Below are 12384 nucleotides of genomic sequence, written 5' to 3' on the forward strand. Positions count from 1 at the left end.
AGCGTGACCGGCACCCGCAAGGTCATCGCGGCGGCGTTCCTGCTGCCCGCGCTGGTGCTGCTGGGCGCGCTGGTCCTCTATCCGATCGGGTACTCGGTCTACCGGTCGTTCTTCGACCAGGCCGGTACGGGCTTCGCCGGGTTCGACAACTACAAGGCGCTGTTCACCGACGCCACCATCCTCACGGCGGTGAAGAACAACGCGATCTGGGTGGTCTTCGCCCCGACGGTCGCCACCGCGCTCGGGCTGATCTTCGCGGTGCTGACCGAACGGATCCGCTGGGGCACCGCGTTCAAGCTGATCGTCTTCATGCCGATGGCGATCTCGATGCTGGCGGCGGGCATCATCTTCCGGCTGGTGTACGACCAGGCTCCGGAGCGCGGGGTCGCCAACGCGGTGGCGGTGAGCGTGCACGACACGTTCAACGAGTCCGCCGGCTTCCCGAAGGCCCGCCCGCTGCCCGTGCACCCGCTGGAGAAGGGGGACGGCGGGACGTTCGTGTCCAAGGAGCCGATCCGGGCGGGTCAGCCGCTGCGGGTGCCGCTGGTCGGTGTGGCTCCGGCGAAGATGCCGGGCGACGCGAGGCCCGCCGAGGGCGCTCCGACGGCCTCCGGGGACCAGATCTCCGGAACCGCCTGGCTGGACTTCACCCGGGGCGGCGGCGGCAAGCCGAATGTCGTCGACCCGAAGGAGCTGGGGCTGAAGGGCCTGAAGGTCGAGGCGGTGAAGGACGGCGAGGTCGTCGCCACCGCCACCGCGGGAGCGGACGGGGTGTTCACCCTGCCCGCCTCGGCGGACGGGGCCCAACTGCGGCTGCCCGCCGACAACTTCCGCGAGCCGTACAACGGCGTCGACTGGCTCGGCCCGTCCCTGGTGACGCCCGGGATCATCGGCAGTTACGTGTGGATGTGGGCCGGGTTCGCGATGGTGCTGATCGCGGCGGGCCTGGCCGGTCTGCCGCGTGAGCTGCTGGAGGCGGCCCGGGTGGACGGGGCCAACGAGTGGCAGGTGTTCCGCCGGATCACGGTGCCGATGCTGGCGCCGGTGCTGGTGGTGGTCCTGGTGACGCTGATGATCAACGTACTGAAGGTGTTCGACCTGGTGTTCATCATCGCGCCGGGCTCCTCGCAGGACGACGCGAACGTGCTGGCGCTCCAGCTCTACCGGTCCTCGTTCGGCACGGACGCGGACCTCGGCATCGGCAGCGCCATCGCGGTGCTTCTGCTGCTGCTGGTGATCCCGGTGATGCTGGTCAACATCCGCCGGATCCGGAAGGAGGGACGCCGATGAGCAGCGCACCGGACGTGAACACCGCGCGCATCGGCCGCCAGAAGGCGGTCACCCGGCAGCCGGGCGCCCCCGAGGCGCCCAGGGCCACACCGTCCCTCGGCGCCCGGATCGCCGCCCGGGCCGGCGGCGGGGTGATGCGGGTCTTCCTGATCCTGGTCGCCCTGTTCTGGCTGATGCCCACGATCGGCCTGCTGCTGTCCTCGCTGCGCGGTCCGCAGGACATCGCGGCGACGGGCTGGTGGAAGATCTTCACCGCCCCGTCCGAGCTGACCTTCGACAACTACCAGCGGCTGCTGGACAATTCGACGATCACCGGATCGCTCGTCAGCACGATCATGATCACCGTGCCCTCCACGGTGCTGGTGGTGGTGATCGGCTCGCTCGCCGGATACGCCTTCGCGTGGATGGAGTTCCCGGGCCGCGACTGGTGGTTCCTGCTGGTCGTCGGACTGCTGGTGGTTCCGGTGCAGGTCGCGCTGATCCCGGTCTCCGAACTCTTCGGCACCATCGGGATCTTCGAGACGACGCTCGGGGTGGTGCTGTTCCACACGGCGTTCGGCCTGCCGTTCGCGATCTTCCTGCTGCGGAACTTCTTCGCGGAGATCCCCCGTGAGCTGCTGGAGGCCGCCCGGCTCGACGGGGCGGGCGAGATCCGGCTGTTCACCCGGGTCGTGATGCCGCTGGGCGGTCCGGCGATCGCCTCGCTCGGCATCTTCCAGTTCCTGTGGGTGTGGAACGACATGCTGGTCGCGCTGATCTTCGCGGACTCCGAGTCGCCGCCGATCACTGTGGCGCTCCAGCAGCAGGTACGCCAGTTCGGCAACAACATCGATGTGCTCGCGCCCGGCGCGTTCGTGTCGATGGTGATCCCGCTGGCGGTGTTCTTCGCCTTCCAGCGGCAGTTCGTCTCCGGCGTGATGGCGGGCGCGGTCAAGTAGCTCCCGCGGCACGGCCGTACGGCTGCACACCTGCACACACGTACGTCAACAAGGAGCGGCCCGGCTCCCCGGAACCGGGCCGCTTCGCCGTGTACGTCCCCCGAATGCCACGTCCGGCGTAACCCTGTCATTCCATCCGACGTTTGCGGGCCACCTGGTTCCCGCGAACGACCCATGGATGTGTAGTGCCCCGGTTCACTGTCATCGTGCCCGCATTCCGGGTCCAGGCGTATCTGCACGCGTGTCTGGATTCCGTGCTGAGTCAGTCCTTCAAGGACTACGAGATCATCGTGGTCGACGACTGCTCCCCCGACGCCTGCGGTCCGATCGCCGACGAGTACGCCCGCCGGGACCCCCGCGTCACCGCGCTGCACCTGCCCCGCAACATCGGCCTGGGTCCGGCCCGTAACGCCGGGATGGCCCGGGCGGGCGGCGACTACCTGGTCTTCCTCGACGGCGACGACACCCTGCTGCCGGACGCGCTCCAGACCATCGCCGACCGGATCGACGCGACCGGCGAGCCCGATGTCCTGATGTACGACTACGCCCGTACGTACTGGACGGGCCGCAGCGTCCGCAATGTCCTGGCCGCCCATCTCGACGAGGGCGGCCCGGCCCGTTTCCGGCTCACCGACCGCCCCGAGCTGCTGCAACTCCTCATGGTCGTCTGGAACAAGGCGTACCGCCGGGCGTTCGTCGAGGCCGAGGTGTTCGTCTTCCCGCCGGGCTACTACGAGGACACCCCCTGGACCTACCCGGTGCTGATGGCGGCCGATTCGATCGCCGTGCTGGACGCGGTCTGCGTCTCCTACCGGCAGCGGCGGCGCGGCAACATCCTCTCCACCACCAGCGAGAAGCACTTCGACGTCTTCGACCAGTACGACCGGGTCTTCGCGTTCATCGACTCCCGCCCCGAACTCGCCCTGTGGCGGCCGGTGATGTTCCGCCGGATGCTGGACCACTTCTCGGCGCTGTTCGCCTCCCGGGACCGGCTGCCGCCGCACAGCCGCACCGCGTTCTTCCGCCGGGCGACCGCGTCCTGCCGCCGCTATCACACCCCCGGCGCCCCGGTCCCGCGCCGGGCGCTCCTGCGGCACGGCCTGATGCATCTCGGCGCGCGCCGCACCTACCGGGCGCTGTCGGTGGCCCAGCGCCTCGGCGGCCGGCTGCGCAAGGCGGCGGACGCCGTGCGCCGCGCGGTGCGGGGCGCGGCGCTGCGGGCGCACTACCGGATCCAGCTGCGGCTGCCGCTGCGCCCCCGGGACGCGGTGTTCACCGCCCGGGGCGGCCGGGGGTACGGGGGCAGCCCGGCGGCGATCGAGGCGAAGGTCCGCGAGCTGGTCCCGGGGGTGCGGACGGCCTGGATCTGCCGGGCCGTCGACGCCCACACCGTGCCGACCGGCAGCCGGCACCTCGCGCCCGGCACCTTCGCCCACTGGACGGCGCTGGCCCGTTCCGCGTATCTGGTGAACGACGCCTCCTTCGACCGGGGGCTGGTGAAGCGGCGCGGCCAGGTGCTGCTGCAGACGCACGAGGGCACGCCGCTGCGGTCCGTGGGCACCGATCTGCTGGACCGGCCCGCCGCCGCCCGGGGCACCGACTTCGAGCAGTTGCTGCGCTCGGTCGACACCTGGGACTTCTCCCTCTCGGCGAACCCGCACTCCACCCTCGTACGGGAGCGGGCCTATCCGTCCGCGTACACGACGCTGGAGTACGGCTCGCCGCGCAACGACGTGTACCACCGCACCGGCCCGGCCGAGGTGGCGCGGCTGCGCGAGACGCTCGGCATTCCGGCGGGCAGCACGGCCCTGCTGTACGCCCCGACGCACCGCGACTACCGGCTGGTCCAGCGGCCCGCCCTGGATCTGGAGCGGCTGATCCGGGTGCTGGGCCCGCAGTTCGTGATCCTGGCCCGTGCGCCCCGTCCGCCGGGGCTCGGCGGCGTCCGCCGTGCGCCGCATCCCCGGATCATCGATGTCAGCGCGCACCGGTCGGTGGAGACGCTGGCGCTCGCCTCGGACGCCCTGATCACGGACTACGCGTCGCTGATGTTCGACTACGTGAACCTGGACCGCCCGGTGGTGCTGCACCTGGACGACATCGAGGCGTACGAGGCGGCCCGGGGCACGTACTTCGACATCACGGCGTTCCCGCCCGGCATCGTGGCCCGCAGTCAGGACGAGCTGTTCGACATCTTCGCCACGGACCACTGGCGGGGCTCCCGCTCGGCGCAGCTGCGGGCCGCGTTCCGGGCCCGGTTCTGCCCGTACGACGACGGGTACGCCGCCGAGCGGGTGGTGCGGCGGGTGTTCCTCGGGGAGACGGACGGGCTGCCGCTGCCGGTGCCGGCCGCCGCCCGCCGGACGCCCGCCGCCCTGCCCGCGCAGGACGGGGCCGGGGCAGCCGTCGGAGGCTGACCCGGGCCCGTACTCCAGGTCCCCGGGCTCTTACCCCGGGTCCCCGGGCCCGTACCCCGGGTCCGCTCAGCGTTCCAGGAACGCGAACAGCTCCTCCCAGCGGCGCAGGGTCTCCGGCTCGGAGAACCGCTGGACGCCGGACCGGGCCCGCGCGCCCATGGAGTCGCGCAGCCGGGGGTTGCCGGTGAGCCGCAGCAGCCGGTCGGCGAGGGCGGCGACGTCCCCGGCCGGGGCCAGGAGCCCGTCCTCGCCGTCCCGGACGATCTCGCGCACCCCGGGCGCGCAGTCGAAGGCGGCGCAGGGCACGCCACTGGCCATCGCCTCCAGGAGCGCGAGCGGGAAGCCCTCGCCCCGGGAGGACTGGACGAAGACGGAGGCCTCCGCGAGGGCCCGCTCGACGTCGTCGGTGCGGCCCATCCACTCCACGGACCCGTCGAGGCCGAGGGCGGTGCACTGGCCCTTCAGCGCGGCCTCGTCCTCGCCCGCCCCGTACACCCGCAGCCGCCAGTCCGGGCGGAAGGGCGCGACCAGGGCCCAGGTGTCCAGGAGCAGGTCGATGCCCTTCTGGTCGCTGAGCCGGCCGATGCTGGCGACGGTCCGCTCGGTGCGCGGGGAGGGCACGGCGGGGAGGCGGGAGAGGGCGTTGGGCAGGAAGCCGACGTTGTTCATGCCGTCCCCGGCCCACTGGTCGGCGTCCTCCTCGGTGAGGACGAGCCAGTGGTCGAGGTCCTTGTAGTGGTTCTTGATCCAGCGGTAGCGGTGGCTCGCGCGGGAGTAGCCGTAGGACTCGTGGCTCATGCCGATGACCCGCAGCCCGGTGGTGTCGGCCTCCCCGACCCACTCCATCGCCCAGACCTGGGTGACGATGACGACCGCGCCGGGGCGGGCGGTCGCGAAGATCTCCGAGAGCCGGCCGACCGCCCGCTGCTTCGCGGCGACGCGGGCCGCCTCCTTGCGCCGGGCGGGGATCCGGAAGCGGTCGCGGACGCCGTGGGGCGTCCAGGGGGTCGGCGGGTGGGCGGGGTAGAGGGCGGTGACGGGGTGGGCGGGCTGTTCGGGCAGCACCATCGTGAGCTCGGAGGCGTGGATGCCGATGGCGTGCACCCGGTGGCCCTGGCCGGCCAGGAGGCGGGCGGTCTGGTGCATCCAGCCGGTGACGCCGCCGAGTTCGTCGGTGCTGTTGGAGACGATGAAGATGTCGCGGCTCATCGGCCGGCCCCCCGGTCGTGGTCGGTGGTGTGGCGGGAGCCCCGGGAGGCCCTGGAAGCTGCGGGGCCGAAGACGGCCTCGACGGTCCTGCGGGCCGCGTCGCCCCGGTCGTAGGACCCGAACCGCTCGGCGAATTCCCGGCGTTGATCGGCGTACCGGGTGTCGGACTTCTTGAGTTCCGCGAGGGCGGTGAACAGCTCGTCCTGGGTCGCGGTCACCGGCCCGGGGGCGTTCTCCCGCAGGTCGAAGTAGCTGCCGCGCTCGTCCGCGTAGGCGTCGAGGTCGGGGGCGAACAGCACGACGGGCCGGTCGAGCAGGACGAAGTCGAACATGATGGAGGAGTAGTCGGTGATCAACACATCGGTGAGGGCCAGGAGTTCGCTCACGTCGTGGTGGCGTGAGACGTCGACGACGGTGCCGGGCGGGCAGACCGGCAGCCGGGCGGACTCCAGGTAGTGGGACCGCACCAGCAGGGTGTGGGTGTCGCCGAACCGCGCCGCGAACTCCCGTACGTCCAGCAGGAGTCGGCTCCGTCGCTGCTTGCCGGGGCCGCCCCGGAACGTCGGCGCGTACAGCACGGTCTTCTTGTGATCGGCCAGCCCGAGCGCCTCGGCGAGCGGCGGGCGCGGCAGCCGTCCCTCGGTCTCGGACCGGTTCCGTTCGGCGATCAGGGCGTCGTTGCGCGGGTAGCCGGTGCGCAGGAGCCGTTCGTCGGGCAGCCGGTAGGCGCGGGCGAGGGTGTTCACGTCGTGCTCGGAGCGGACGAGGAAGTGGTCGAAGCGGTCCACGGCCCGCTGGAGCCGTTCGCGCTGCGGGGCGTTCTGGAGCCGTACGCGGGTCTCGTCGAAGCCCATCCGCTTGTACGCGGAGCCGTGCCAGGTCTGGAGGTACGTGGTGTGCCGGGGCTTGCGCAGATGCTGCGGGAAGCCCTGGTTGTCGACCCAGTACTCCGCGCGGGCCAGCGCCCACAGATAGCGCCAGGACCAGCGGCGTACGAGGCGGGCGTCGTCCGGGAAGCCGGCCGGGGCGGGGTCGTAGGACCAGGTGGCGTGCAGTTTCAGGCCCTGGCGGCGGATCTCCTCGTACAGGGCGCGCGGGCTGTCGCCGTAGCAGGTGCCCATGTGGCTCTCGAAGACGACGGAGCCCCGGCGTACGGGGAGCCGGGTGAGCCAGCTGTTGTAGGCGGGGGCCTTGAAGCCCCGGGAGCGGTAGCGGTCCAGGCGCTTGCGCAGAGCGCGGACGAGGAGCTTGGCCTTGCGGGCGGGCCGGAAGCGGGTGGCGTAGCGGATCAGCCGGTGGGTGGTGCGGGCCGGGCGGCGGCGGGCGGTCAGCCGGAGCGCGAAGTGGTCCTTGAGCGTGATGTAGGGCTCCCAGGTGTCCCCGGCGAGCCGCCCGAGCCGGGGCCGGGCGGCGAACCGGACCGCCCCGGCCACCTGGTCCTGCGGGGCGAACAGATCGCTGACGGAACGGGGCCCGTCGGGGCCCTCCGCCTGTACGGTCAGCCGCGCGTCCCACGCCGTGTCGCGGACGCCGACGGGGCGCAGCCGGCGCGAGACGTCGGCCCGTGCGCGCCAGATGATCCCGTTGCCGTCGTGCCGGACCTCCTCGACCGGGAACGCGACGGCGCGCGCCCCGCCCCGGGCCCGGAACTCCAGGGTGGCGGTGAGGGGGGTGCCGGGGGTGGGCCCGCTGTGGCCGGGCAGCACGAGGCGCCCTTCGAGCAGCAGGCGGCCGTCCTCGGCGGTGGCGCAGCGGGTGAGCCGGTTCATCAGCCGGAATTCGCCGAACGGGCGGTGCTGGTGGCCGAGTTCGGTGATGTCGAGGGGCGGGCCCGAGGTGACACGGACGCCGCCACCGCCCTTGCCGTCGCTGCCGCCGTCGCTGCCCCAGGTCACCCGCCCGTCCGCGTCCGTCGTCAGCGGCGCGCACACGGTGGCGGGCCGGCTCAGCGCGTACGCCGCCGTGAGGGCCCCTTCCGCGTCGCCCCGGGCCAGCAGGGTCACGGCGACCCGCTCCAGCGGCGGCAGATCCGGCGGCACGGGCCCGGTCAGCGCGCGGGCGGCCGCCGCGGCGACCCGGGTGCGGCGGGCGGCGGGCAGCCCGGGGAAGGAGCGGACCAGCGGCACCAGATGGTCCCGGGCGAACGCCTTCTCCCGCTCCTCGCGCAGTTCGGGCAGCCCGCGCGCGAGGAGGGTGTTGGCGACCCGGCGGTGGGCCTCGACCAGGGCGGTGAGGTCGCGGGCCCGGTCGGGGACGGCCCGGCCGGTCACGATGAGCCGCCGGACCAGGGCGATCCGGCCGACCGCGGCGGCGGCGAGCGGGCCGAACAGGATCTCGCCGTGCGCCAGGTCCTCCTCGTACCGCAGCCCGTGCCGCCGGGCGGCCTCGCGGCGCAGACAGAATCCGGTCACCAGGGCGTCCCTGACGACGAGTTCGGGGGCCTCGGTGAAGCGGGCGAGGGTGCGGGAGCGGGCGTACAGCTCGCCCTGCCAGGACGGTTCGCGCTCCTTGCCTCCCTCGTCGGCGGCCCGGCTCCAGCGGCCGGCGATCAGGTCGGCGCGGCTGGTCTCGCCCGCCTGCCAGAGGTTGCGGCAGGCGTGGAGCTGGAGCCGTTCGCCGGTGGTGAGGACCAGGACGTACCGGCCGTTCGCCGCGTCGAGGCCCGCGTTGCGCAGGGCGCCGGTGGTGCGGACGGCCGGGTCGGCGTGGACGAGGCGGATCCGTCCGGGGGCCCGGTCGGCGAGGGTGCGGGCGGCGGTGCGGACGGCCGGGTCGGCGGCGGAGGCGAGGACCACGACGGCCTCGGCCCCGCGCAGCGACTGGCCGAGCACGGACTCCACGGAGGCGCGCAGGGCGTCGGCCCCGCCCGGTCCGTCGTTGTCCCCGCCGCCGGTGATCACACAGCTGAAGTCGCTCATGCCTGCTCCCCCTTGAGCATCCGGTCGACGACCCCGGCGGCGGCGCTCCCGTCGTCGAGGTCGCAGAACGCCTCCCGGAACCGCGCGTAGGCCTCCCGGTGCCCGGCGGTGGCGGCCTCCGGGTCGCGCAGGGCGGCCACGATTCCGGCGGAGTCGGGGATCAGGGGGCCGGGGGCGCGGCGCTCGAAGTCGAAGCAGAAGCCGCGCAGGGTGTCGCGGTAGTGGGCCAGGTCGTGGGTGTGGAAGAGCATCGGGCGGCCGGTCTGCGCGAAGTCGAACATGATCGAGGAGTAGTCGGTGACCAACGCGTCGCTGATCAGCAGCAGTTCGGCGACGTCCGGGTGGCGCGAGACATCGCGTACGAAGGCGGTGTCCGGGACGCTGCCGCCGACGAGGTAGTGGCGGCGGACCAGCAGCACACAGTCCTCACCGAGGGCCGATCGCGCTTGTTCCAGGTCGAGTTGGAGATCGAGCCCGTAGCGTCCGCCCTGCCGGGGCTGGTCGTCGCGCCAGGTGGGGGCGTACAGGATCACGCGCCGCCCCTCGGGGATCGCGAGCTGTTCCCGTACGGCGGCGGCGACCTTGTCCCGGTCGGGGGCGTACAGCAGGTCGTTGCGCGGGTAGCCGCACTCCAGGACCTCGCCGGAGTAGCCGAAGGCGCGGCGCAGTACGGGGGTGGAGAAGCTGTTCGGGGAGACGAGCACGCTCCACTGGGCGGACCGGTGCTCCATGGACGCCATGTACGCGGCGTCGGCGTGCGGGGTGCCCGCGAGGTCGCGGCCGATGCGCTTGAGCGGGGTGCCGTGCCAGGTCTGGACGACGCACTGGCCGTCGGCCCGCTCGAACCACTGGGGGAGATGGGTGTTGGTGACGATCCACCGGCTGCGGGCCAGCGCCTGGTACCACTCGGCGCTGTGCAGGGCGACGGGCCGCACCCCGTCGGGCACGGCCGCCTGCTGGTCGCGGACGACCCACAGGTGCTCGATGTCCGTTTCCCTGGCAGCGAGTTCGCGGTGGATGGCACGGGGCGAGTCGGAGAACTGGCGGCCGTCGTAGCTGGAGTAGAGGACGGCGGGGCGCGTCGCGGCCGGGGCGACGGAGCGCAGCACGGCGTACCGCTCGCGCCGGACGCGCTGCCCGTACGGTCCCCGGTCGACGGCCGGGAGCGCGCTGCCTGACTCCAGGACGAGCCGGTCGTGGTGGCGGCGCTGGAGAGTGAAGTCCCTGCCGCCCGCGTGTCGTTGGCGGGGCAGGGTGCTGTGCAGGGGGGTGACCGCCCGGAGCGGCCGGTACGCCTCCGGGTCCCGCTCCCCCGGTGTGCGCAGGAAGAGGTACCAGCGCCCCTCGGCGAGCGGCAGCGCTCCGCCGGGCCCTTCGACGGCGGCGGGTGCGATGACGGCCCGGAAGCCGTCGCCCTCTCCCCGCTCCACGTCGACGACGGCTTCCTCGTGGTGGCCGCTGTGGCGCAGGACGAGTTCCCGTGCGGTGCCGGTGGGCTCGGGGAAGGTTCCTTCGAGCACCAGCTCGCCCGATTCCTCCCAGCCGGCGGAGGTGACGACGGGCTGGACGGCCCGGTCGGTGAGGACGAGGTCGCCGGAGGGGTTGGGGGCCGCGTACAGCTCGCGGCCGCCGGGCAGTGCGTAGCGCCCGTCCTGGCCGTCGGGGTGCGCGGCGACGGTCAACGGCTTGCCCTCACCGATGAGTTGCACGCCCCAGATGCCGTCCTCCCCCCGGAACACGCCGAGCGGGATGTCCGCCGCCCGGGAGCCGGGCGAGCCGCGCAGGGCGAACTCCCGGGTCTCCTTGGTGCGCCACTCGGTGAGCCGCAGGGCGACGGGCCCGGCGTCGCCGAGGACCTTCACCTCCAGGCGCACGGTGTCCTCGACCGCCGACTGCCCGGTGAGGACGGCGGGGACGCGTTCGGTGCGGAGCTCCAGCTTGTTGCCGGACAGGACGGGGACGATCCGGGTGCGCTCGTCGGTGTACGTGACGGCGGGCGGGGCCGGGGTGGAGACGAGCCGCATCGGGCCCCGGCGCGGCCGGCCCGCGCCGACGACGACGGCCTCCGGCTTCCAGGTCGTACGGTCGCCCTTGGCGGTGAGCCTGCGCGGGTCGACGACGGCCTCGAACCCGGCGCGGTCGTAGCGGTGCAGGGAGCGGCCGGACCGGGCGGTGGCCTCGTCGCCGCCGACGGGCCGCAGCCGCAACGGGATCAGCCGCTTCCCGGACCGCAGCCAGCCGAGCCGCGGGGTGCCGCCCGGGGCGTTGCGCACATAGGCGTACCCGGTCAGACGCAGCAGCCCGTCCCGCCAGACGGCCTCGGTGAGGTAGGCGTGGACGGGCAGATCGGCGGCGGTCAGGGCGGTGGTGGCGGGCGGCAGCGGGTCGCGGACGGCGGGGTGGTGGGCGCGCGGGCGGAGCAGTCCGCGTACGTGGAAGGTGTCGCGGTCCTTCTTCTCGTCGGCCAGGAGGGCGAGGAGTTCGGGCAGCCGCCGTTCGCGGATGAGCTGCCACTTGACCCTGAGGTGCAGGGGCAGTTCGGCGAGGACGCCGGGTTCGACGGTGGCGGCGAAGGCCCCGGCGTGCTCCAGGAAGGCTTCGTGGAACTCCGCGTCGCCGTCCGGCAGGGCCTCGATGAACAGCCACAGGTCGCCGGAGAGCGCGTGGGCCTCGTAGCGGCGCTTGGCCTCGGCGGCGCCGGCCGCCGCCCCGGTGGTATCCGCCCGCTCGGCGAGGAAGCGGCTGACGGTGGTGACGGCGGTGACCCGGTCGCGGATGCCCCGGGGCACGGCCCGCCGGGTGGTGATCGAGCCGTCGCGGTCGCGCCAGTGGTAGACGGGTTCTTCGACGACGTCGACCGAACGCGCCAGGAAGTGGGCGGGCAGGACGACGGCGATGTCCTCGTACAGCACGCCCGTCGGGAAGGCGAAGGCGTGCTCGTCCCAGAAGGTGCGGCGGAAGACCTTGTTGCAGGCGATGCGGTCGCCGAGCAGGATCCAGTCCCGGGTGACATGGGTGGCCGGGCGGGCCTTCTCCATCGGCTTGCGGAACATCGGGGACTGTTCGAGCTCGCCGCCCGCCCGGAGCCGGAGCACGTTGCCGGTGGCGAAGTCGGAGCCGGAGCGGTCGAGTTCGGCGAGCATCCGGGCGTACGCGCCGGGCGGCACGACGTCGTCGCTGTCGACGAACGTCAGGAACTCCGCCTCGGGGTGGGCCTCGCGGATCCCGGCGTTGCGGGCCGCGCCGAGCCCGGCGTTCTCCTGCCGGAGCAGCCGGAAGCGCGGGTCGCGGTCCACGAACTCCTCCGCGATGACCGGGCCGTTGTCCGTGGAGCCGTCGTCGACGAGGACGACCTCCAGGTCCGGCATGGCCTGTTCGGCGAGCGAGGAAAGGCAGGCACCGAGGTACTCCTCGACGTTGTAGAGGGGGACGACGACGGTGAGACGGGGTGCCATCGCGGCGCACGATCCTTCCGGGGACGGGGGCTTCGGGGGCGTGGAGGGGCCCGCCGGGGGCCATGGGGTACAACCCGCGCCGGGGGGACGGGTCACCCGAGGGGGTCCGTTCGGGTGACGCGGAGGGCGGAGTCGGGGTGCCCGGGGGCGTGCCGGG

The 12384-nt window shown here is 73.3% G+C and carries 6 protein-coding genes; 3 read left to right on the top strand and 3 right to left on the bottom strand.

The genetic code is table 11. The features are described from left to right. Positions 1 to 3 precede the first annotated feature (3 nt). The 3 genes from ACSMXR_RS13050 (at position 4) to ACSMXR_RS13060 (ending at position 4645) form a co-directional block, all read left to right on the top strand. Complete coding sequence (locus tag ACSMXR_RS13050) at positions 4 to 1290, top strand: carbohydrate ABC transporter permease (RefSeq protein ID WP_473172372.1); 1287 nt, start codon at positions 4 to 6, stop codon at positions 1288 to 1290. Next, entirely contained in the window at positions 1287 to 2228 is a 942-nt protein-coding gene (locus ACSMXR_RS13055; RefSeq protein WP_137233650.1) for a carbohydrate ABC transporter permease, read from the top strand. Before ACSMXR_RS13050 ends, ACSMXR_RS13055 begins: the two co-directional genes overlap by 4 nt. A 185-nt stretch (positions 2229 to 2413) precedes the next feature. Next, positions 2414 to 4645, top strand: a complete 2232-nt coding sequence (locus ACSMXR_RS13060; RefSeq protein ID WP_473171917.1) for a CDP-glycerol glycerophosphotransferase family protein — start codon at positions 2414 to 2416, stop codon at positions 4643 to 4645. A 66-nt stretch (positions 4646 to 4711) separates the two neighbouring features. Here ACSMXR_RS13060 and ACSMXR_RS13065 read toward each other — a convergent pair whose 3' ends face one another. From ACSMXR_RS13065 to ACSMXR_RS13075, 3 genes are read right to left on the bottom strand one after another with little or no spacing between them, the layout of a single operon-like run. Further along, entirely contained in the window at positions 4712 to 5854 is a 1143-nt protein-coding gene (locus ACSMXR_RS13065; RefSeq protein ID WP_473171918.1) for a glycosyltransferase, read from the bottom strand. Beyond that, positions 5851 to 8772: a bifunctional glycosyltransferase/CDP-glycerol:glycerophosphate glycerophosphotransferase gene (locus ACSMXR_RS13070; protein WP_473171919.1), complete on the bottom strand. Its 2922-nt coding sequence runs from the start codon at positions 8770 to 8772 to the stop codon at positions 5851 to 5853. The genes ACSMXR_RS13065 and ACSMXR_RS13070 overlap by 4 nt, the downstream gene beginning before the upstream one ends. Next, positions 8769 to 12227, bottom strand: a complete 3459-nt coding sequence (locus ACSMXR_RS13075; RefSeq protein WP_473171920.1) for a bifunctional glycosyltransferase/CDP-glycerol:glycerophosphate glycerophosphotransferase — start codon at positions 12225 to 12227, stop codon at positions 8769 to 8771. Before ACSMXR_RS13075 ends, ACSMXR_RS13070 begins: the two co-directional genes overlap by 4 nt. Between the last annotated feature and the right edge of the window lie 157 nt (positions 12228 to 12384).

This window comes from Streptomyces sp. DSM 106670 (assembly GCF_055792845.1).

Coding starts and splice junctions, on each gene's coding strand:
- ACSMXR_RS13055 (WP_137233650.1), top strand. CDS start 1,287: ATGAGCAGCGCACCGGACGTGAACACCGCGCGCATCGGCCGCCAGAAG.
- ACSMXR_RS13065 (WP_473171918.1), bottom strand. CDS start 5,854: ATGAGCCGCGACATCTTCATCGTCTCCAACAGCACCGACGAACTCGGC.
- ACSMXR_RS13070 (WP_473171919.1), bottom strand. CDS start 8,772: ATGAGCGACTTCAGCTGTGTGATCACCGGCGGCGGGGACAACGACGGA.
- ACSMXR_RS13075 (WP_473171920.1), bottom strand. CDS start 12,227: ATGGCACCCCGTCTCACCGTCGTCGTCCCCCTCTACAACGTCGAGGAG.